This window comes from Streptomyces ambofaciens ATCC 23877 (genome assembly GCF_001267885.1).
Classification (GTDB): Bacteria; Actinomycetota; Actinomycetes; order Streptomycetales; family Streptomycetaceae; genus Streptomyces; species Streptomyces ambofaciens.
Map to the genome: position 1 here is coordinate 2559182 of NZ_CP012382.1, position 20652 is coordinate 2579833.

Sequence of the window (20652 nt, forward strand, 5' to 3'; positions counted from 1 at the left end):
GAGCGCGAGAGCATGTCGAAGATCAAGCCCAGCAAGGGCGCCCCGTACGCGCGCATCCTCGGCGTCGGCGGCTACCGCCCGACGCGGGTGGTGCCGAACGAGGTGATCCTCGAGAAGATCGACTCGTCCGACGAGTGGATCCGTTCGCGCTCCGGCATCGAGACGCGGCACTGGGCCTCGCCCGAGGAGACCGTCGCGGCGATGTCGATCGAGGCCTCCGGCAAGGCCATCGCGAACGCCGGGATCGCCGCCTCGCAGATCGGCGCGGTGGTCGTCTCGACCGTGTCGCACTTCAGCCAGACCCCGGCCGTCGCGACCGAGATCGCGGACAAGCTGGGCACGGACAAGGCCGCCGCCTTCGACATCTCGGCGGGCTGCGCGGGCTTCGGCTACGGCCTGACCCTCGCCAAGGGCATGGTCGTCGAGGGCTCCGCGGAGTACGTCCTGGTCATCGGCGTCGAGCGGCTCTCCGACCTGACCGACCTGGAGGACCGGGCCACGGCCTTCCTCTTCGGTGACGGCGCGGGCGCGGTCGTGGTCGGCCCCTCCCAGGAGCCGGGGATCGGCCCGACCGTCTGGGGCTCGGAGGGCGACAAGTCCGAGACGATCAAGCAGACGGTCTCCTGGGACCGGTTCGCGATCGGCGACGTCTCGGAGCTGCCCCTCGACAGCGAGGGCAACGTGAAGTTTCCTGCGATCACGCAGGAGGGCCAGGCGGTGTTCCGCTGGGCCGTGTTCGAGATGGCGAAGGTCGCCCAGCAGGCGCTGGACGCGGCCGGGATCAGCCCGGACGACCTGGACGTCTTCATCCCGCACCAGGCCAACGTGCGGATCATCGACTCGATGGTGAAGACACTGAAGCTGCCGGAGCACGTCATGGTCGCCCGTGACATCCGCACCACCGGCAACACCTCGGCCGCCTCGATCCCGCTCGCGATGGAGCGGCTCCTGGCGACCGGCGAGGCGAAGAGCGGCGACACCGCGCTCGTCATCGGCTTCGGGGCGGGTCTCGTCTACGCCGCGACGGTCGTTACCCTCCCCTAGGCACTCCGTGCCGGATCATCCGGTCCGGGACGGAGACCAGCACCAACCCGCCGCCGACGCGGCGGGCCGCCACACCCTCTGGAAACTACGAAGGAGCGCCATCATGGCCGCCACTCAGGAAGAGATCGTCGCCGGTCTCGCCGAGATCGTGAACGAGATCGCCGGCATCCCGGTTGAGGACGTCCAGCTGGACAAGTCCTTCACCGACGACCTGGACGTCGACTCGCTGTCCATGGTCGAGGTCGTCGTCGCCGCCGAAGAGCGCTTCGACGTCAAGATCCCGGACGAGGACGTCAAGAACCTCAAGACGGTCGGCGACGCGACCAACTACATCCTCAAGAACCAGGGCTGATCGACCGATCACGTCCCTGGGCTGACTGCCCCGCCACCCGGCGGTGGCGCCGTACGAATCCCGTATCCCGTTGGAGAAAGAATTCCCGTGAGCTCGACCAATCGCACCGTGGTCGTCACCGGTATCGGCGCAACCACACCGCTGGGTGGCGACGCAGCCTCTACCTGGGAAGGCCTGGTCGCCGGCAAGTCCGGCGTCAAGCCCCTGGAGCAGGAGTGGGCCGCCGACCAGGCGGTCCGCATCGCCGCACCGGTCGCCGTGGACCCCTCCGAGGTCATCCCGCGGCCCCAGGCCCGCCGCCTGGACCGCTCGGCCCAGTTCGCGCTGATCGCGGCGCAGGAGGCCTGGAAGGACGCCGGTTACTCCGGCAAGGCGGGCGAGAGCCCCGCCGAGGAGGGGGCGGCCCAGGTCGACCCCGACCGTCTCGGCGCGGTCATCGCCTCCGGTATCGGTGGCGTGACGACCCTCCTCGACCAGTACGACGTGCTCAAGGAGAAGGGCGTCCGCCGCGTCTCCCCGCACACCGTCCCCATGCTGATGCCCAACGGCCCCTCCGCCAACGTGGGTCTGGCCGTGGGCGCCCGGGCGGGCGTGCACACGCCGGTCTCCGCCTGCGCGTCGGGCGCCGAGGCCATCGGCTACGCCATCGAGATGATCCGCACCGGCCGCGCCGACGTCGTCGTCGCGGGTGGCACGGAGGCGGCGATCCACCCGCTGCCCATCGCCGCGTTCGGCAACATGATGGCGATGTCCAAGAACAACGACGACCCGCAGGGCGCCTCGCGCCCCTTCGACACGGGCCGTGACGGCTTCGTCCTCGGTGAGGGCGCCGGCGTCCTCGTCCTGGAGTCCGCCGAGCACGCCGCGGCACGCGGTGTCCGCGTCTACGCGGAGGCGGTCGGTCAGGGCGTCTCCGCCGACAGCCACGACATCGTGCAGCCGGAGCCGGAGGGCCGCGGCATCTCGCACGCCCTGCAGAACCTGCTGGACCGCACCGACCTGGACCCGGCCGAGATCGTGCACGTCAACGCGCACGCCACCTCGACGCCGGCCGGTGACATCGCCGAGCTGAAGGCACTGCGCAAGGTCCTCGGCGACGACGTGGACCACATGGCGGTCTCCGGCACCAAGTCGATGACCGGTCACCTCCTCGGTGGCGCCGGCGGTGTCGAGTCCGTCGCGACCGTGCTCGCCCTGTACCACCGGGTGGCGCCGCCCACCATCAACGTCGAGAACCTCGACCCCGAGGCCGAGGCCGCGGCGGACATCGTCCGCGGCGAGGCCCGGAAGCTGCCCGTCGAGGGCCGGATCGCCGCGCTGAACGACTCGTTCGGTTTCGGCGGACACAACGTGGTGCTGGCCTTCCGCACGGTCTGAGCCGCACCCGTACGCACGTGAAGGGCCCCCACCGGTCGGTGGGGGCCCTTCACGTGCGTCTGCGGCGTACGGTGGGGGCCCTTCACGTGCGTCTGCGGCGTACGGCGGTGGTGGCGGTGGCGGTCAGACCACCTGGTGGAGCCAGCGGACCGGGGCGCCCTCGCCCGCGTGGCGGAAGGGTTCCAGTTCGTCGTCCCAGGGCTTGCCGAGGAGTCTCGCGACGTCGGACTCCAGGTCGGTCTCGCCGCGCCGGGAGCGGACCAGGGCGGCGCGCAGCCGGTCCTCGGGGACGAGGATGTCGCCGTGGATGCCGGTGACGGCGTGGAAGATGCCGAGGTCCGGGGTGCAGCTGTAGCGCTCGCCCTCGGCGTTGGCGGACGGTTCCGCGGTGACCTCGAAGCGCAGCAGCTGCCAGCCGCGCAGCGCGGAGGCGAGCTTGGAGGCGGTGCCGGCCTGGCCCTGCCAGGAGAACTCCGAGCGCCAGGTGCCGGGCGCGGCGGGCTGCCGGATCCAGTCCAGGCTCACGCGCGTCCCGAGCACCCCGGCGACGGCCCACTCGACGTGCGGGCACAGCGCGCGCGGCGCGGAGTGCACGTACAGAACTCCACGTGTCGTCACCGGAACCTCCGGGCTGAGCGGGACATCTCGGAACGGGCGGAACGGCTGTGGCCGGGCGGGCCACGTTGATGGCGAGGCTACCGTGCGCCGGGGCGCGGAGTGTGACGTACCGTCGGTCCCGGTGCCGACAAACCCCAGGTATTCACCCAGTAGGACGCTTGTACGGGTGTGAGCCGTTGCATCGCCGCGCTCGGGAACCCCCGCGCGCTGCCATGGGTTGAGGACACTGGAGGCACGAGGCGAGGGGTGGGAGCCACATGGGTCAGGGGTCGGAGCAGGGTACGCGGCGTGTCCGTCGCCGTCTCCGTGCCACGCTCGCCGTGCTGACGGTTGCCGTCCTGGGTGTGACGGGCTGCGACGCCGTGGGCGGCGACGCCTCCGCCGGCCCGTCCGCCTCGGCCTCGAAGCGGACGCGTCCGGCCCCCGTCTGGGACACCAGCCCGGAATCGGTCGCCGCCGTGGGCGACTCCATCACGCGCGGCTTCGACGCCTGTACGGTCCTGTCCGACTGTCCCGAGGTCTCGTGGGCGACCGGCAGCAGCGCCGAGGTCGACAGCCTGGCCGTACGGCTGCTGGGCAGGGCCGAGGCGGCCGAGCGGAGCTGGAACTACGCGGTCACCGGGTCCCGGATGGAGGACCTGACCGGGCAGGTGACGCGGGCGGCGGCGCGCAGGCCGCAGCTCGTCGCGGTGATGGTCGGGGCGAACGACGCCTGCCGGGCGACCACCTCGGCGATGACGCCGGTGGCGGACTTCCGGGCCCGTTTCGAGGAGGCCATGGCCACCCTGCGCGCGAAACTGCCGAAGGCGCAGGTGTACGTGGCGAGCATTCCGGACCTCAAGCGGCTGTGGTCCGAGGGGCGCACCAACCCGCTGGGCAAGCAGGTGTGGAAGCTGGGCATCTGCCCGTCGATGCTGGGGGACGCGGACGCCCTGGACGCGGCGGCGACGCTGCGCCGCAACACCGTGCGGGACCGGGTGGAGGCGTACAACGACGTGCTGCGGTCGGTCTGCGCGAAGGACCGGCGGTGCCGCACCGACGGCGGTGCGGTGCACGCGTTCCGGTTCGGCACCGACCAGTTGAGCCGCTGGGACTGGTTCCACCCGAGCGTGAACGGGCAGGCCCGGCTGGCGGAGATCGCGTACCGCGCCGTGACCGCGAGGAAACCCTGAAACCTCCCTGACCTGCGGGTGTCCTAGAGTTCCGCACATGAACGAACTCTTCGGCACACTTTCCGACGGCACCCCGGTCCACCGCTGGACCCTGGAGCGGGCGGGAGTACGGGTCCGGGTCCTGTCGTACGGCGGGATCGTGCAGTCGGCCGAGGTCCCGGACCGGGACGGCTACACCGCCGACGTGGTGCTGGGGTTCGCGGACCTGGACGGCTATCTGACGCATCCGGGGCCCTACTTGGGCGCGCTCGTCGGGCGGTACGCCAACCGGATCGCGGGCGGCCGTTTCCCGCTGGACGGGCGGACGTACGTGACGGTGCCCAACGAGGGGCCGAACTCGCTGCACGGCGGCGAGCGCGGCTTCGACAAGCGCGTGTGGGACGTGGAGCCCGTCGGGGACGGCGGGCACGGCGTCCGTCTCAGCCGCATCAGCCCGCACGGCGAGGAGGGCTTCCCGGGCCGGGTGGAGATCTCGGCGACGTACACGCTGGACGGGTCGGGCGCGCTGCGGATCGCCTACGAGGCGGTCACGGACGCGCCCACCGTGCTGAACCCGACCAATCACAGCTACTTCAACCTCGCCGGCTCCGGCCACGCGGGCGGCCACGAGCTGCGGCTGGCCGCCTCCCGGATCACACCGGTCGGCGCCGACCTGATCCCGACGGGCGTGCTGCAGGACGTGGCGGGCACGCGCTTCGACTTCCGGCAGGCGCGCAAGGTCGGTTCGGGCTACGACCACAACTTCGTCCTGGACAAGGGGGTGACGGACACCGCCGTGGAGGTCGCCGAGCTGTACGACCCGGCGTCGGGGCGGGTACTCACGGTGGCGACGACCGAGCCGGGCCTCCAGCTCTACACCGCCGACCACCTGGACGAGCCCTTCGCGCCCGGTGACGGCATCGCGCTGGAGACGCAGCACTTCCCGGACTCCCCGAACCGGCCGGAGTTCCCGGGCACGGTGCTGCGGCCGGGCGAGGTGTTCCGCTCGGAGACGGTGTACGGCTTCTCGGCGCGGTGACCGGCGCCCGCGGGCCGGCCCGGCGAGCCCCGGCCCGGCCGTCAGGTTCCGGGCCGGGGCTGTCCGCGGGGGATGCCGTCGAAAGGCGTCCCGGTTCAGACGGTAATCGTCGCGGTGATCCGACGGTCCGCGATCGAGCGTCCGATCTGGAGTTCGTACGAACCCTTCACAAACGCCCACGAGCCGGTCGCCTCGTCCCAGACCTCGAAGGCCCGGCGCGGCAGCTCGACGGTGGCCTCGACGCGCTCGCCGGGCGCGGCCTCGACACCGGCGAAACCGGCCAGCCGGCGCGCGGGGCGGATGTCGTCGCGTTCGAGGAGCGCGACCAGTGGGACGCGCTGCCCACCCGGCAGCTGCGGACGGACCTGCCGGCCGCCCTGGTCGAGTACAACGCGATGCGCCCGGGCGTCGTCCAGACCTTCGCCGCGCTGCTCGGCGAGAGCGTCACGGACGGGCATCCGGCGCGCGCGTACTTCACCGAGCGCTACGTGCGGGTCCGCGCCTCGATGGCGGAGGTGCTGCGCGCCGAGTACGGCGACCGGCTGCCCGGGGGCCTCACCCCCGAGCGGGCCGCGCCGCTGATCGTGGCGATGCTCGACGGTCTCCAGTACCAGTGGCTGCTGGACCCCGCGTCGGTGGACATGCCGGGCGCCTTCCGGGACTTCCTCACCCTCCTCGGCGAACCCGTGCCGTAGCGCACGCCCCTTCCGTCACGCGATACTGCCGCCGTCCGGCAGCGCACCCCACGGCGACGGAAGGTCCTGGAATCCCTTGACACACATACGCGTTCGGACCGGCGTACTCGGACTGGCCCTGGTGGCGGGGCTGGTGGCGCCGGCGACGGCCACGGCCGCTCCCCCGCCCCCCGCCTCCGCCCCCACCGTCGAGGAGCGCAGGCTCGACGGGGAGGTGCCGCGGGAGATCCTGCGGCGCTCCGGATTCGCCGGGGTGGCACCGGCCTTCGCCCGCGGACTCGGGCGGGCGGACTCCTACCGGGAGGCCCGCCGGATCGTCGCACGCGAGGGCTCCGCGCTGTGGCGGCGGGCCGTGGACCGGGCGCAGGGGCGCGGGCCGGCACGCGGGGACATCAGCCGGGACGACGACCGGCCGCTGTACTGGGCACGGCTCGGGATGACACGCGAACTGCGCGCCTGGGCGCCGGACTTCCGGCTGTCGGAGCGGCAGCGGGAAGCGCTGCTCGGCGTGCTGGAGCGGGCCTCCCGCGGCCAGGGCGACATCCGCCTGCCCGACGGCGAGCGGGACAAGGGCCTCAGGAGGGTCCTGCTCACCGGCTTCGATCCCTTCACCCTGGACCGCGACATCCGGATCTCCAACCCCTCCGGCGCCGCCGCGCTCGCCCTGGACGGCACGGTGATCGACACGCCGGACGGTCCCGCGCGCGTGGAGACGGCCGTCTTCCCGGTGCGCTGGCGGGACTTCGCGCAGGGGGCGGTGGAGCGGGCGCTGCGGCCGTACCTGCCGCGGGTGGACCTGTTCACCACCGTGAGCCAGGGGCGGGTCGGGCGCTTCGACGTGGAGCGGACCAACGGGGCCTGGCGGGGCGGCTTCGCGGACAACGACAACGTCTCCCGCACCGGGACGGTGCCCGTCGCCGACCCGGCCTCGCAGCCGCAGTGGACGACGACCACGCTGCCCTACGAGGCGATCACGGCCGCGGACACGGGGCGCTTCCCCGTGTACGACAACACGAGCGTGACCGAGATACCGGCGGGCGGCACCGAGCCGGTCGTACGGCCGGAGGGGCCGACTCCCGGGTCGGCGGCCCGCGCGGGGGGCGGCGGGGACTACCTGTCCAACGAGATCGCCTACCGCGCGACGCTGCTGCGGGACCGGCTCGGGCTGCACGGCACGCTGCCGGGCGGGCACGTCCACACCCCGGTGCTGCAGTTCGGGGCCGGGAACACCGACCCGGCGACCGGAGCGGTCACCGACCCCGCGTTCGTGCAGAGCCGGCTGGACATCGTGGCGCAGGTGCGGGCGATCGTGGCCGCGGCGGTCAGTACGCCGAAGCGGGACCGGAGCTGACCGCCGGGTCCGTCGAGCCGCCCTCGGGGCGGTCGTCGTCGCCGTCGCGGGTCTCCTCGCCCAGCAGCTCACGGGCGAGGAGCGTGGCGCCGGCGACCGCGCCCGGCATCAGGAAGACCGCCACGAACGGCACCAGGAAGGCCACGCCGAGCGGCGTGCCGAAGCCCCAGACGAGCCGCTTGCGGGAGCGCAGGAGGGCGAGCCGGTCACGGAGTTCGACCCCGCGGCGCTGGAGGGCGACGGAGGCCAGTTCCTCGGTGAGGAAGAAGCCGGTGACGAAGAAGCCGATCACCGGGACCACCGTCTGCCCCACGATCGGGATGAAGCCGAGGGCGAAGAGCACCACGCCCCATCCGGCGGCGCGGACGAGGATCCGCAGGCTGTCGCGGCCCGAGATCCACAGCTCGCGCAGGAGCGGCAGGTTCGACTCGGGAGCGGTGCCGTCCGGGGAGACGTCGCGGTCGACCCGCTCGGAGAGGCTCTCGTAGAAGGGCTGGCCCACCAGCAGCGTGACGGCGGTGAAGGTGAGGACGGCCAGCAGCAGGGCGAGGGCGAACAGGACGGCGGTGAGGAAGCCGCGGAAGAGTCCGGGCCAGGGGCTGGACCAGTCGTCGGCGAAGGGGGTCGCCCAGGCCACGAAGTCGGAGCCCCACAGGGCCAGCCCGACCAGCGCCGCCGCGTACAGCACCAGGGTGATCAGGCCCGGCAGGAGTCCGAAGCCGTAGCTTCTGCCGTGCCGGGCCACCCAGCGCTGGCCCTTCAGAAGATGACCGAAACCCGCCCCGAGATCGCGCATGGGCGAAACTCTACCGGTCACCGTCGACACGTCCTCGCCGCGATTGAGTCGAACCCGCACGCCCCTGCGTACCGATCGGCGAACGGCCCCGGAGGGTTCCGGGAAGTTCCGGCGCACGGCCGGCGCGCGGGTGAGGAGGAGCGGATGACGCAGGAGATCCACGGCACCGTCGCCGACGGCTTCGAGACGGTGCGGGAGGAGTTCGCGGCGGTCGTGGCCGGGCAGCGGCCGGACCACGAGGCCCAGGTGTGCGCCTATGTGCACGGTCGCAGGGTCGTCGACCTGTGGACCGGCGCCGGCGCCGACTCGCTGTACGGGGTGCACTCGGCGACCAAGGGCGCCGCCCTGCTGGTGGTGGCCCTGCTGGTCCAGGAGGGCACCCTGGAACTGGACCGCAGGGTGACCTACTACTGGCCGGAGTTCGCCGCCGAGGGCAAGGGCGCGCTGACCCTGCGCGACCTGCTGGCCCACCGTGCGGGCGTGGTCGGCACGGACACCGGGTTCACCACCGCGGAGCTGGCCGACGACCGGGTGGTCGCCGAACGCCTCGCCGACCAGCGTCCCTACTGGCGTCCGGGCACGGCCTTCGGGTACCACGCGCTCGCCCTCGGCGCCCTCGCGGGCGAGGTGGTGCGCCGTGCCACCGGCCACACCCTTCAGGAGGTCTACGAGGAGCGGGTCCGCGCCCCGCACCGGCTGGACTTCCACCTGGGTCTGCCCGCCCGGCTCGACCACCGCTTCCGCCCGGTGCGGCCGATGCTGCGCACCCCGGTGCAGCAGGTCGCCCGGGCCACGCCACCGGACGGGCCGCACACCCTCGCCGCGATCGCCTACAACCGCAACGCGGCCGACCCCACCGACCTGGCGTCCCTGCCCAACGAGCCCGCCGTCCGCGCCCGGGGCCCGGCCTCCGTGGGCGGCGTGGCCTCGGCGCGCGGGCTGGCCGGGCTGTACGCGGCGGCCATCGGGGAGCTGGACGGCAGGGCGCCGCTGCTGAAGCCGGACACGGTGGCGGAGTTCGGGCAGCTCCATGCGGTGGGCTACGACCTGGTGCTGCGGACGCACCGGTCGTACGGCCTCGGCTTCCAGGCGACGGCCGACACCTGGCACCCGTTCCTGGGCGCCGGGGCCGTCGGGCACAGCGGCGCGGGCGGCTGCCAGGCCTTCGCGGACCCGTTCAGCGGCCTGGCGTACGGCTACACCCGGCGCCGCTTCGCCCACCCGGACGGGGCCGCCGCGGAGAACCAGCGGCTGGTGGCGGCGGTGCACGGGGCCGCGCTCGGTCGCTGAGCGCACCGACGGCCGGAGGCCGCACCCCGCGGTCCCGGGGTGCGGCCTCGTACCTGTTCCCGCGTGACGAGCCCGGTCAGACCAGCGTCACCGTGATGTTGCCGCGGGTCGCCTTGGAGTAGGGGCAGACCTGGTGGGCCTTCTCCACCAGCGACCGCGCGGTGGCGGCGTCCACCGACGGGATCTCGGCGGAGATCTCGACGATGATGCCGAACCCGTCGTCGTTCTTGCCGATGCCGACCTTCGCGGTGACGGTCGAACCGGTGACGTCGGCGCCCTCCTGGCGGGCCACGACGGCGAGCGCACCCTGGAAGCAGGCGCTGTACCCGGCGGCGAAGAGCTGCTCCGGGTTGGTGCCGGCGCCGCTGCCGCCCATCTCCTTGGGCGGGTTCACGACGACGTCGAGCTTGCCGTCATCGGTGGCCACCCGGCCGTCGCGGCCGTTCTCCGCGGTGGCCACGGCGGTGTAGAGGACCTCGGACTGCTGAATCGGCATTGCGTTGTCTTCCTCCTCGGTCCGCCGTGACTCGCGCCCACGATCACGACGGATTTCGGAAAGACGCTACCGCATGCCGGAAAGTCCGGGAAGGCCGCTCCGGGAGTGGGGCCGGCACCGGGCCCCCGTGGCCGGCGCCGGGCACCCGGGGGCCGACCTCGGGGGCGTCAGAGCTTGACGATCATCTTGCCCGTGTTGTCGCCCCGCAGGACGCCGAGGAACGCCTCCAGGTTGTTCTCGATGCCCTCGACGACCGTCTCGCGGTACTTGAGCTCGCCGGAGCGGACCCAGGGGCCGACCTCCTGGACGAACTGCGACTGGAGGTCGTAGTGGTCGCCGACCAGGAAGCCCTCGATCCGGCCGCGGGTCTGGATCAGACGGGCGAGGTTCTTCGGGCCCGGGGCGGGCTGGGTGTTGTTGTAGACGGAGATCGCGCCGCAGATCGCGATGCGGCCGTCCCGGTTCAGCGAGCCGATGGCGGCCTCCAGGTGGTCGCCGCCCACGTTGTCGAAGTAGACGTCGACGCCGTCCGGGGCGGCGGTGCGCAGCTGCTCGCCCACCGGGCCGTCCTTGTAGTTGAAGGCGGCGTCGAAGCCGTACTCGTCGACGAGCAGCTTCACCTTCTCGTCCGAGCCGGCGGAGCCGATGACCCGGGAGGCGCCCTTGAGCTTCGCGATCTGACCCACCTGGCTGCCGACGGCACCGGCGGCGCCGGAGACGAACACCGAGTCGCCCTCCTTGAAGGCCGCGGTGCGCAGCAGACCGGCGTACGCGGTGAGCCCCGTCATGCCGAGCACGCCGAGGTACGTCGACAGCGGCGCCGCCTCCGGATCCACCTTGACCGCGGTCTTCGCGTCCACGGCGGCGTATTCGCGCCAGCCGAAGAAGTGCAGGACGTGGTCGCCCACGGCGATGCCCTCGGCATTGGAGGCGACGACCTCGCCGACCGCGCCGCCCTGCATGGGCTTGCCCAGCTCGTAGGGGGCGACGTAGGACTTGGCGGCGCTCATGCGGCCGCGCATGTACGGGTCGACGGAGACGTACAGGTTGCGCACCAGGACCTGACCCTCGCCCGGGGTGGGGAGCTCCGCCTCGACCAGGGAGAAGTCCTCGGGCTTGGGCCAGCCGACCGGGCGGCTGAGCAGGTGCCATTCACGGTTGACGGTGGGGAGGGCGGGGGAGTCGGTCATGAGGGCGCCTTTCCAGTGGGTTGGTGGATCACAGGCGTTGTTTCAGCCTCTGAAACAACCATGCGACTGAACATTTCACCTTGTCAAACAAATGGGTACCCTGGTTTCCATGGCCACACCACGCGACACCACCCGCCGACCCGACGCGCTCACCCTTGAAGTCGTCGAGCTGATCGGCGAGGTCGTGGCCCGGTTCCACGCCGACTACGAGGAGGCGGCCGCCGAACGCGCCCTGACCGGGGCGCAGGCCAAGCTGCTCAGCCTGCTGTCGCTGGAGCCGCTGCCGATGCGGAAGCTGGCCCAGAAGCTGAAGTGCGAGCCGTCGAACGTCACGGGGATCGTGGACCGGCTGGAGGCGCGGGGCCTGGTCGAGCGCCGCCCCGACCCCGCCGACCGGCGCGTGAAGGTGGCGGCGGCGACGGAGGAGGGCCGACGGGTGGCCCGGGGCCTGCGGGAGTCACTGCGGTTCGCACGGGAGCCGCTGGCGGGGCTGTCGGAGGGTGAACGGATCGCTCTGCGGGACGCACTGCGGAGGATGCTGCGGGACTGAGCGGGGCCGGGGCTGCCCAGGCCCAGGGGGCGGGGGTGGGAGCCGGGAGACGCAGGAACGCCGGGGCGGCAGGTGCACGGAGGCGCAAGGCCCCGGGGCGGCAGGTGCACGGAGGCGCAAGGCCCCGGAGGGGCAGGAACCCGGAGGGGGCGGAACCCCCCGTGGGGACAGGAACCCGGAGGCGCAAGGCCCCGGTGGGGACAGGAACCCGGAGGGGGCAGAGCCCCCGGGGGACGGGAGCCCCGCAGGCGGGTGCAGGAATCCGGGAGCGGTGCGGGAACCCGGGGTGGGCGCAGGGGGCCGACAGCCGGTGGTTCCGGCGGCGACGGCTCGCCCGCTCGGTCGCGGGGGACGGCGCGGCCCCTAGGTGCACCACCACAGGAAGCGGTCGCACGTTTCCGTCGGGGTCGGGTCCGGAGTCGGTGTCGGGGTGGGGGTGGCGGCCGGCGGTGGGGCGTCCGGGGTCGTCGACGGGGGCCGCGGGGGCGGCGTCTCCTGCGGCTCCGTGGCCGCGGGCGCGGACGGGTCCTCGCCCGCGTCCGGCGTTCGCGGGTCCTCCACCTCGGGGGACTCCGACGCCGACCGCGAGGCCGAGGCCGAGGAGGAGGCCGAGGACGAGGCGGAGGCCGACGCGCCGGGGGACGAGGCGCCCGAGGCCGGAGTCGTCCTCGACGTCCCGTCGACCGGTACGGCCGACGTCTCCCCCACCTCCCGGGTCACCCCGCCGTCCGTCGTCTCGTCCCCGGCGGCCGCCGGCCTCGCCGGGGAGCCCGGGGCGTCCATGCCGAGTTCCGCGAGGCTCAGTCCGCCGGCCGCCAGGACGAATCCCGCGGTGACGAGCAGGGTGCGGCGGCGGCGTCGGCGGTGCGCGGCGGCCTTGCGGTCGCGGCGACTGGCCCGGCCGCCCGCGGAGGCGTCGTCCGGGGTCTCGTCGGACGCGTCCACCTCCTCCGCGGTCGGCGGTACGGGCGCCGTGCGCTGCGTGCGGTCCGTGCGGTCCGCCAAGTGGTCGTCGGGCGGGTGGAGTCCGTCGGCGGGGGTGCCGCAGCCCGGGCAGGCGAGGGCGCCGTTGAGGTGCCGTCGGCACGGGAGGCAGTAGTCCATGACGCGGGAAGGTTAAGTTCCGCAACGGCCGTGTTCCTAGAGGCCGCTGTGAAGGTTGTGTGGGGAAGCGGCCGGGGCCGCTCCGCGCCGACTTTCCAAACTGCCGAAACCGTTATGTGTCCGACCCATTGACACCCCCACCGCCCCCTCCTTACTGTCACGCCAGCATTTCGAACGAGTGACGAAATATCGAACACAGCGAGGGGCAACCGCCGTGCGCATCACCGGAATCAGCACACACGTGGTCGGGACGCCGTGGCGCAACCTGACCTACGTCCAGGTGCACACCGACGAGGGCATCACCGGAGTCGGCGAGACCCGGATGCTGGGGCACACCGACGCTCTCCTCGGCTACCTGAAGGAAGCCGAGGCCAACCACATTCTCGGATCCGACCCGTTCGCTGTCGAGGACCTGGTCCGCCGCATGAAGTACGGCGACTACGGCCGGGCGGGCGAGATCGTGATGTCCGGTATCGCGGTCGTGGAGATGGCGTGCTGGGACATCAAGGGCAAGGCCCTCGGCGTCCCGGTCTGGCAGCTCCTCGGCGGCAAGGTCACCGACAAGGTCAAGGCGTACGCCAACGGCTGGTACACCACGGAGCGGACCCCGGAGGCGTACCACAAGGCCGCGCAGGGGGTCATGGAGCGCGGGTACCGGGCGCTGAAGATCGACCCGTTCGGCACCGGGCACTTCGAACTCGACCACGAGCAGAGCCTGTACGCCGTCTCGCTGATCGAGGCCGTGCGGGACGCCATCGGGCCGGACGCCGAGCTGATGCTGGAGATGCACGGCCGGTTCTCGCCCTCCACCGCCGTCCGGCTCGCGCGCGAACTCGCGCCCTTCAAGCCGGCCTGGCTGGAGGAGCCGGTGCCGCCGGAGAACCTCAAGGCGCTGCGGAAGGTCGCCGAGAAGGTCGACATCCCCGTGGCCACCGGTGAGCGCATCCACGACCGGATCGAGTTCCGCGAGCTGTTCGAGGACCAGTCCGTGGACATCATCCAGCCCGACGTCGGCCACATCGGCGGCATCTGGGAGACCCGCAAGCTCGCCGCCACCGCCGAGACCCACTACACCCTGGTGGCCCCGCACAACGTGGGCGGACCGGTGCTGACCGCCGCCAGCCTCCAGGTCGGGTTCACCTCCCCGAACTTCAAGATCCTGGAGCACTTCAACGACTTCGCCGACGCGGAGATCAAGAAGGTGGTCAAGGGCGCGCCACAGGTGGACCCGGAGGACGGGTGCTTCCACCTCTCCCACGCCCCCGGCCTCGGCGTCGAGCTGGACACCGACGCGGCGGCCGAGTTCCCGCAGCAGCAGGCCCGCTTCGACCTGTGGGCCGAGGGCTGGGAGCAGCGCAAGCCCAAGGGGTCCGGGGCATGAGCGGCGCGGTCGTCATCGACGCGCCGGGCGAGCACCGGCTCGTGCCGCACGAGCCGCGCGAGCCCGGTCCCGGTGAGGCCCTGGTCCGGGTGCACGCGGCCGGGATCTGCGGCAGCGACCGCGAGGTGTACCAGGGCAACCGGCCCGAGGGGTACGTGCGTTACCCGGTCACCCCCGGGCACGAGTGGTCCGGGACCGTGGAGCGGGTCGGCGCCGGGGTGCCCGCCTCCCTGGCCGGGCGCGGGGTCGTCGGTGAGGGGTTCCGCAACTGCCAGGTCTGCGACCGCTGCCACGCGGGCGAGACGACGCTGTGCACGGCCGGGTACGAGGAGACGGGCTTCACCCGGCCCGGGGCCATGGCGCCCACGCTGACGCTGCCCGCCCGGCTCCTGCACGTCCTGCCGGACGGCGCCGACCTCACCGCCGCCGCCCTGCTGGAGCCCGCCGCCTGCATCGCCGCCGCCGCGCTCAAGGCGAACGCCCGCCCCGGCGAGCGGGTCGCCGTCGTCGGCACCGGGACGCTCGGCATGTTCGCCGTGCAGTTCCTGCGCGCCGCGTCCCCGGGCGAGCTGCTGGTCGTGGGCACGCGCGGGGACCGGGAGGCGCTGTCGCGGCAGTACGGCGCGACCGACTTCCGGACCAAGGACCAGCCGCTCCCCGACGACTTCGACGTCGTCGTCGAGACCGCCGGGTCCGCCGACGCCGCCCGCACGGCCGCCGCGCTGCTCCGCAGGGGCGGGCGTCTGGTCCTGACCGGCATCCCCGCCCCGGGCGCCGACGGGCTCGACCCCACCGACCTGGTGGTGCGCCAGTTGGAGGTGCACACCGTCTTCGGGGCGCCGCCGGACGCCTGGGCGCACACCGTGCGGGTCTTCGCGGCCGGTCTGCTCGACCCGCGGCCGCTGGTGACGCACGAGCTGCCGCTCGACGGGTTCGCCGAGGCCATCGAGCTGGTGGGGTCCGGCGACCCGAAGGTCGGCAAGGTACTGCTCCGGCCCTGACGCCGCCCCCTGAGCCGTACGCCGGTACGGGGGCGACCTGACGGCCTCCGTACCGGCGTACACCCATCCGCACGGGCTTCTCCTCCCCAGAGCCGCGAACCCCGTCCGAAATACCGAACATTAAGGACAGCTTGTGACCGACGCTTCCGCCAAGGCCGCCGCACGCAGGCCCGGCGAGCAGGCGCTCGCCGCGCTCGGCCTGGCCGCGCCCGCCCTCGACCCCGCCGACGCCTCGCCGCACTCCTTCCCGGGCGGGGGCCGCTGGCGCACCGAGATCCCCTCCGTCGAGGGTCCCGAGGCACTGGGGGTGGTACTGAAGGAGTCCTCGCGGCTGGACGTGCCGATCCACCGGATCAGCCAGGGCAGCGGCGTGTGGATGCTGACCGACGCCGAGATCACCGAGATGGTCGAGGCCACCGCCGAACGCGACATCGAGCTCTGCCTGTTCACCGGCCCGCGCGGCACCTGGGACATCGGCGGCTCCACCCGCACCGACTCGGGCGGCGCGGGTCTGAGGGCACGCGGTCACGACGCGGTCGCCGGGTGCGTCGAGGACGCCGTGCGCGCCACGGAGCTGGGCGTCACGTGCCTGCTCGTCGCCGACGAGGGCGTGCTGTGGACGCTGCACCGGGCGCGCGCCGCCGGCCTCCTCCCGGCCGGCACCACGCTCAAGCTCTCCGCGCTCGTGGGGCCGGTCAACCCGGCCTCGTACGCGGTGTACGAGCGGCTCGGCGCCGACTCCATCAACGTGCCCAGCGACCTGACGACGGATCACCTGACCGAGATCCGGCGGGTTTCGGCCGCCCCGATGGACATGTACATCGAGGCTCCCGACGACCTCGGCGGCTACGTGCGGATGTACGAGGTCGCCGAGCTGATCCGGCGCGGCGCCCCGCTGTACCTGAAGTTCGGCCTCTCCAAGACGCCCGGCATCTATCCGTACGGCCACCACCTGCGGGAGTTGACGCTGGCCACGGCCAAGGAGCGGGTGCGGCGCGGCCGGCTGGCGCTGGACCTGCTCGCGCGGCACGGGGCGGAGGGGGACATGGCACCGCTCGGCTCGCGGGAGCCGGGCCCGCTCAACCGGTTCGAGATCTCGTCATAACGTTCCGGAAACTCCCTTCACAAAAGAAGACACGACCGCGCACAATCCCACACACCTGCTCTCGGTCGATCCACCCTCACGTGCCGGCACCACCCGACCGAACCCTGCACCCACATCAAGGATGATGACCATGCGCAACCGCAGAGCCGCACTCGCCGCGATGGCCTCCGCCGCCTCCCTCGCCCTCACGCTGACCGCCTGCGGCCAGAGCGGAGAGGGCGGCAGCGAAGAGGACAAGGGCGGCGCCGACGGCGGCACCATCGGCATCGCGATGCCGACCAAGTCCTCCGAGCGCTGGATCGCCGACGGCGCCAACGTCGAGAAGGAACTGAAGGCCAAGGGGTACGAGACCAAGCTCGTCTACGGCGAGGACGACCCGGACCAGCAGGTCTCCCAGATCGAGAACATGATCACCCAGGGCGTGGACGCCCTGATCGTCGCGGCGATCGACAACAAGTCGCTGGGCAACGTGCTCCAGCAGGCCAAGGACGCCGACATCCCGGTCATTTCCTACGACCGGCTGATCCTCGGCACGGAGAACGTCGACTACTACGCCTCGTTCGACAACGAGAAGGTCGGCGAGCTCCAGGGCGGCTACATCGTCGACAAGCTCGGTCTGAAGGCGGGCAAGAAGGGCCCCTTCAACGTCGAGCTGTTCGCCGGCTCCAACGACGACAACAACACCAAGTACTTCTTCCAGGGCGCGATGAACGTCCTCAAGCCCTACATGGACAAGGGCGAGGTGGTCGTCCGCTCCAAGCAGACCGCCCTGAACCAGGTGACCACGCTGCGCTGGGACGGCGGCACCGCGCAGAAGCGCATGGACGACCTGCTCACCTCCACTTACCGCAGCGCCCGGGTCGACGCGGTGCTCTCGCCGTACGACGGCATCTCCATCGGCATCCTCTCCGCGCTCAAGTCGGACGGCTACGGCTCGAAGGCCAAGCCGATGCCGGTCGTCACGGGCCAGGACGCCGAGGTCGCCTCGGTGAAGTCGATCATCGCCGGTGAGCAGACGCAGACCGTCTACAAGGACCTGCGCCAGCTCGCCAAGGTCGCCTCGAACATGGTCGACGCGGTCCTGAACGACAAGAAGCCCGAGACCAACGACACCAAGTCCTACGACAACGGTGCCAAGGTCGTCCCCGCCTACCTGCTCCAGCCGGTCAGCGTGGACAAGGCCAACTACGAGAAGGAGCTCGTCGACGGCGGCTACTACACCGCCGGCGACCTCAAGTAACCGGGCTCCCTCAAGGATTGGAAGGCACGACCATGGCGGGACCCGTCCTGGAGATGCGCTCGATCGTCAAGACCTTTCCCGGTGTCAAAGCGCTGTCGGACGTCACGCTGACCGTCCGCCAGGGCGAGGTCCACGCCATCTGCGGGGAGAACGGCGCCGGCAAGTCGACCCTGATGAAGGTGCTCTCCGGCGTCCATCCGCACGGCAGCTACGAGGGGGACGTCCTCTTCGAGGGCGAGACCTGCCGGTTCAAGGACATCCGGGCGAGCGAGCAGCACGGCATCGTCATCATCCACCAGGAGCTGGCGCTGGTGCCGTATCTGTCCATCGCGGAGAACATCTTCCTCGGCAACGAGCACGCCAAGCGCGGACTGATCAACTGGAACGACACCCTCCGGCACGCCACCGAACTGCTGCGCCGGGTCGGTCTCGACGAGCACCCGGAGACCCGGGTCGCCGACATCGGCGTGGGCAAGCAGCAACTGGTGGAGATCGCCAAGGCACTGTCGAAGAAGGTGAAGCTGCTCATCCTCGACGAGCCGACGGCGGCGCTCAACGACGAGGACAGCGGCAAGCTGCTCGACCTGATCCTCTCGCTGAAGGAACAGGGCATGACCTCGATCATCATCTCGCACAAGCTGAACGAGATCCGCCGGGTCGCCGACTCGGTCACGATCATCCGCGACGGGCAGTCCATCGAGACGCTCGACGTGAAGGCGGCGGAGACGACCGAGGACCGGATCATCAGCGGGATGGTCGGCCGCGACCTGGAGAACCGCTTCCCGGACCGGACGCCGCACCACCCGGAGGAGGGGTCCGCGCCCGCCCTGGAGATCCGCAACTGGACCGTGCACCACCCCATCGACCAGCAGCGCAAGGTCGTCGACGACGTCTCGATCGAGGTGCGGCGCGGCGAGATCGTCGGCATCGCCGGGCTCATGGGCGCGGGCCGCACGGAACTCGCGATGAGCGTCTTCGGCCGCACCTACGGCCGGTACGCGGGCGGCACGGTCCTCAGGGACGGCACCGAGATCCGCACGAAGAGCGTCCCGGAGGCGGTCGGGCACGGCATCGCGTACGTCACCGAGGACCGCAAGCACTACGGCCTCAACCTCATCGACACCATCAACCGGAACATCTCGCTGACCGCGCTGGGCAAGGTCGCCAAGCGGGGTGTGGTCGACGAGCACGGGGAGCGGCAGGTCGCCGAGGGCTTCCGCAAGTCGATGAACATCAAGGCGCCGACCGTCTTCGAGCCGGTGGGCAAGCTGTCCGGCGGCAACCAGCAGAAGGTCGTCCTCAGCAAGTGGATCTTCGCGGGTCCCGAGGTGCTGATCCTGGACGAGCCCACGCGCGGGATCGACGTGGGCGCCAAGTACGAGATCTACACGGTCATCGACCAGCTGGCCGCCCAGGGCAAGGCGGTCGTCTTCATCTCCTCCGAGCTGCCGGAGCTGCTCGGTATGTGCGACCGCATCTACACGATGGCCGCGGGCCGGCTGACGGGTGAGTTCTCGCGGGCCGAGGCCTCGCAGGAAGCGCTGATGCGTCAGATGACGAAGGACAAAGAGGTAACCCGATGAGCACGGACGTGACCGCCAAGACCCCGGCCCCCGCGCCGTCCGGCCAGGGCGGGTCGGCCGCCGGGGACGGGCTGCTGCGGCTGATGCTGGACGGCATGCGCCGCAACATGCGGCAGTACGGCATGCTGATCGCCCTCGCCCTGATCGTGGCGCTGTTCGCGGTGTGGTCGGACGGCGACCTGCTGCTGCCGCGCAACGTCTCCAACCTGGTGCTGCAGAACAGCTACATCCTGATCCTCGCGATCGGCATGATGCTCGTCATCATCGCGGGCCACATCGACCTGTCGGTCGGCTCACTGACCGCGTTCATCGGCGCGATGGCCGCCGTGCTGATGGTCGAGAACGACCTCTCCTGGCCCGTGGCGGTGGTGCTGTGCCTGGCCATCGGCGCCGTCGCGGGCGCGGTGCAGGGGTTCTTCATCGCCTATCTCGGCATACCGTCGTTCATCGTGACCCTCGCGGGCATGCTGCTCTTCCGCGGTCTCACCGAGATCTTCCTGGAGGGCCAGACCCTCGGCCCGTTCCCGAAGGACCTGCAGAAGGTCGCCAACGGCTTCCTGCCCGAGGTCGGCCCGGACACCAACTACCACAACCTCACGCTGCTGCTGGGCTTCGCGCTGATCGCGTTCGTGGTGTACCAGGAGGTCCGCGACCGCAAGCGGCAGCAGGAGTTCGCGCTCGAGGTGCTGCCGGCCAAGATGTTCCTGCTCAAGCTGGTCGCGCTGATCTCCGCCGTCCTCGTCGTCACGCTGCTGCTGGCCAGCTACAAGGGCGCCCCGATCGTGCTGCTCATCCTGGGCGCGCTGGTCGTCGGCTTCGGCTACCTCATGCGCAACGCCATCATCGGCCGCCACATCTACGCCATCGGCGGCAACCTGCCCGCGGCCAAGCTGTCGGGCGTGAAGGACAAGAAGGTCACCTTCCTGGTCTTCCTGAACATGGGCATGCTCGCGGCCCTGGCGGGTCTGGTCTTCGCCGCCCGCTTCAACGCGGCCTCTCCCAAGGCCGGCCTCAACTTCGAGCTGGAGGCCATCGCCGCCTCGTTCATCGGCGGCGCGTCGATGAGCGGCGGCGTCGGCACGGTCCTCGGCGCGATCATCGGCGGTCTGGTCCTGGGCGTGCTGAACAACGGCATGAACCTCGTCGGCATCGGCACCGACTGGCAGCAGGTCATCAAGGGCGCGGTGCTGCTGGCGGCCGTCGGGTTCGACGTGTGGAACAAACGCAGGGTCGGTTCGTAGGTCCCCCGGGCCCCGCCGACCGAGGCGGGGCCCGCTTCTTTCCCGGAA

The 20652-nt window shown here is 71.7% G+C and carries 19 protein-coding genes and 2 pseudogenes; 15 read left to right on the plus strand and 6 right to left on the minus strand.

Going from position 1 to position 20652, the window contains the following annotated elements:
* Positions 1 to 12: 12 nt before the first annotated feature.
* The 3 genes from SAM23877_RS11570 (at position 13) to SAM23877_RS11580 (ending at position 2773) form a co-directional block, all read left to right on the plus strand.
* Entirely contained in the window at positions 13 to 1044 is a 1032-nt protein-coding gene (locus SAM23877_RS11570) for a ketoacyl-ACP synthase III (RefSeq protein ID WP_053130189.1), read from the plus strand.
* A gap of 103 nt (positions 1045 to 1147) precedes the next feature.
* A complete protein-coding gene (locus tag SAM23877_RS11575; RefSeq protein ID WP_053130192.1) occupies positions 1148 to 1396 on the plus strand; it encodes an acyl carrier protein in 249 nt (82 codons plus the stop codon).
* Positions 1397 to 1483: 87 nt separating this feature from the next.
* Complete coding sequence (locus SAM23877_RS11580) at positions 1484 to 2773, plus strand: beta-ketoacyl-[acyl-carrier-protein] synthase family protein (RefSeq protein ID WP_053130206.1); 1290 nt, start codon at positions 1484 to 1486, stop codon at positions 2771 to 2773.
* Positions 2774 to 2896: 123 nt separating this feature from the next.
* On the opposite strand, the gene SAM23877_RS11585 is transcribed toward SAM23877_RS11580, so the two are convergent.
* Positions 2897 to 3391 (minus strand): DUF3145 domain-containing protein, encoded by a 495-nt coding sequence (locus SAM23877_RS11585; RefSeq protein ID WP_053130208.1) that lies wholly within the window; start codon positions 3389 to 3391, stop codon positions 2897 to 2899.
* Between the two features lie 257 nt (positions 3392 to 3648).
* On the opposite strand from SAM23877_RS11585, the gene SAM23877_RS11590 reads away from it, so the two are divergent.
* Together SAM23877_RS11590 and SAM23877_RS11595 are read left to right on the plus strand one after the other, a co-directional pair.
* Positions 3649 to 4563, plus strand: coding sequence for an SGNH/GDSL hydrolase family protein (locus tag SAM23877_RS11590; RefSeq protein ID WP_053130210.1), 915 nt, complete (start codon positions 3649 to 3651; stop codon positions 4561 to 4563).
* 37 nt (positions 4564 to 4600) lie between these two features.
* Positions 4601 to 5581 carry an aldose epimerase family protein gene (locus tag SAM23877_RS11595; RefSeq protein ID WP_053130213.1) on the plus strand — a complete coding sequence of 327 codons (981 nt, stop codon included), beginning with the start codon at positions 4601 to 4603 and terminating at the stop codon, positions 5579 to 5581.
* Between the two features lie 95 nt (positions 5582 to 5676).
* Here the strand turns inward: SAM23877_RS11595 and SAM23877_RS41150 are convergent.
* Positions 5677 to 5889 (minus strand): annotated as a pseudogene (locus tag SAM23877_RS41150) (fibronectin type III-like domain-contianing protein); the annotation flags it as partial.
* Here SAM23877_RS41150 and SAM23877_RS11600 point away from each other — a divergent pair.
* A pseudogene (locus tag SAM23877_RS11600) lies at positions 5884 to 6276 on the plus strand (TetR family transcriptional regulator C-terminal domain-containing protein); the annotation flags it as partial. The pseudogenes SAM23877_RS41150 and SAM23877_RS11600 sit on opposite strands and share 6 nt — an antisense overlap.
* A gap of 76 nt (positions 6277 to 6352) precedes the next feature.
* Positions 6353 to 7627 carry a pyroglutamyl-peptidase I gene (locus tag SAM23877_RS11605; RefSeq protein ID WP_174532211.1) on the plus strand — a complete coding sequence of 425 codons (1275 nt, stop codon included), beginning with the start codon at positions 6353 to 6355 and terminating at the stop codon, positions 7625 to 7627.
* Here SAM23877_RS11605 and SAM23877_RS11610 read toward each other — a convergent pair.
* Positions 7599 to 8423 carry an EI24 domain-containing protein gene (locus tag SAM23877_RS11610; RefSeq protein WP_053130216.1) on the minus strand — a complete coding sequence of 275 codons (825 nt, stop codon included), beginning with the start codon at positions 8421 to 8423 and terminating at the stop codon, positions 7599 to 7601. The genes SAM23877_RS11605 and SAM23877_RS11610 overlap by 29 nt on opposite strands.
* Positions 8424 to 8567: 144 nt before the next feature.
* Between SAM23877_RS11610 and SAM23877_RS11615 the strand changes: the two genes are divergently transcribed.
* Positions 8568 to 9713, plus strand: a complete 1146-nt coding sequence (locus SAM23877_RS11615) for a serine hydrolase domain-containing protein (RefSeq protein ID WP_053130222.1) — start codon at positions 8568 to 8570, stop codon at positions 9711 to 9713.
* Positions 9714 to 9789: 76 nt separating this feature from the next.
* Here SAM23877_RS11615 and SAM23877_RS11620 read toward each other — a convergent pair whose 3' ends face one another.
* Both SAM23877_RS11620 and SAM23877_RS11625 read right to left on the minus strand, forming a co-directional pair.
* Entirely contained in the window at positions 9790 to 10209 is a 420-nt protein-coding gene (locus SAM23877_RS11620; RefSeq protein WP_053130225.1) for an organic hydroperoxide resistance protein, read from the minus strand.
* Between the two features lie 167 nt (positions 10210 to 10376).
* Complete coding sequence (locus SAM23877_RS11625; RefSeq protein WP_053130228.1) at positions 10377 to 11399, minus strand: NADP-dependent oxidoreductase; 1023 nt, start codon at positions 11397 to 11399, stop codon at positions 10377 to 10379.
* 109 nt (positions 11400 to 11508) lie between these two features.
* Here SAM23877_RS11625 and SAM23877_RS11630 point away from each other — a divergent pair, with 109 nt between their 5' ends.
* Positions 11509 to 11949 carry a MarR family winged helix-turn-helix transcriptional regulator gene (locus tag SAM23877_RS11630; protein ID WP_053142375.1) on the plus strand — a complete coding sequence of 147 codons (441 nt, stop codon included), beginning with the start codon at positions 11509 to 11511 and terminating at the stop codon, positions 11947 to 11949.
* A gap of 363 nt (positions 11950 to 12312) precedes the next feature.
* Here the strand turns inward: SAM23877_RS11630 and SAM23877_RS11635 are convergent, their stop codons facing one another.
* A complete protein-coding gene (locus tag SAM23877_RS11635) occupies positions 12313 to 13053 on the minus strand; it encodes an SCO2400 family protein (protein ID WP_053130231.1) in 741 nt (246 codons plus the stop codon).
* Between the two features lie 214 nt (positions 13054 to 13267).
* On the opposite strand from SAM23877_RS11635, the gene SAM23877_RS11640 reads away from it, so the two are divergent.
* From SAM23877_RS11640 to mmsB, 6 genes are all read left to right on the plus strand, one after another.
* Entirely contained in the window at positions 13268 to 14434 is a 1167-nt protein-coding gene (locus SAM23877_RS11640) for a mandelate racemase/muconate lactonizing enzyme family protein (protein WP_053130234.1), read from the plus strand.
* On the plus strand, positions 14431 to 15435 hold the full coding sequence (locus SAM23877_RS11645; protein WP_053130237.1) for a zinc-dependent alcohol dehydrogenase: 1005 nt from the start codon (positions 14431 to 14433) through the stop codon (positions 15433 to 15435). The genes SAM23877_RS11640 and SAM23877_RS11645 overlap by 4 nt, the downstream gene beginning before the upstream one ends.
* A 133-nt stretch (positions 15436 to 15568) precedes the next feature.
* Entirely contained in the window at positions 15569 to 16540 is a 972-nt protein-coding gene (locus tag SAM23877_RS11650) for a hypothetical protein (RefSeq protein WP_053130240.1), read from the plus strand.
* A gap of 130 nt (positions 16541 to 16670) precedes the next feature.
* Entirely contained in the window at positions 16671 to 17780 is a 1110-nt protein-coding gene (gene chvE / locus SAM23877_RS11655; RefSeq protein WP_053130243.1) for a multiple monosaccharide ABC transporter substrate-binding protein, read from the plus strand.
* 32 nt (positions 17781 to 17812) lie between these two features.
* Positions 17813 to 19363: a multiple monosaccharide ABC transporter ATP-binding protein gene (gene mmsA, locus SAM23877_RS11660; protein WP_053130246.1), complete on the plus strand. Its 1551-nt coding sequence runs from the start codon at positions 17813 to 17815 to the stop codon at positions 19361 to 19363.
* Positions 19360 to 20604, plus strand: a complete 1245-nt coding sequence (mmsB, locus tag SAM23877_RS11665) for a multiple monosaccharide ABC transporter permease (RefSeq protein ID WP_053130249.1) — start codon at positions 19360 to 19362, stop codon at positions 20602 to 20604. The genes mmsA and mmsB overlap by 4 nt, the downstream gene beginning before the upstream one ends.
* Positions 20605 to 20652 lie beyond the last annotated feature (48 nt).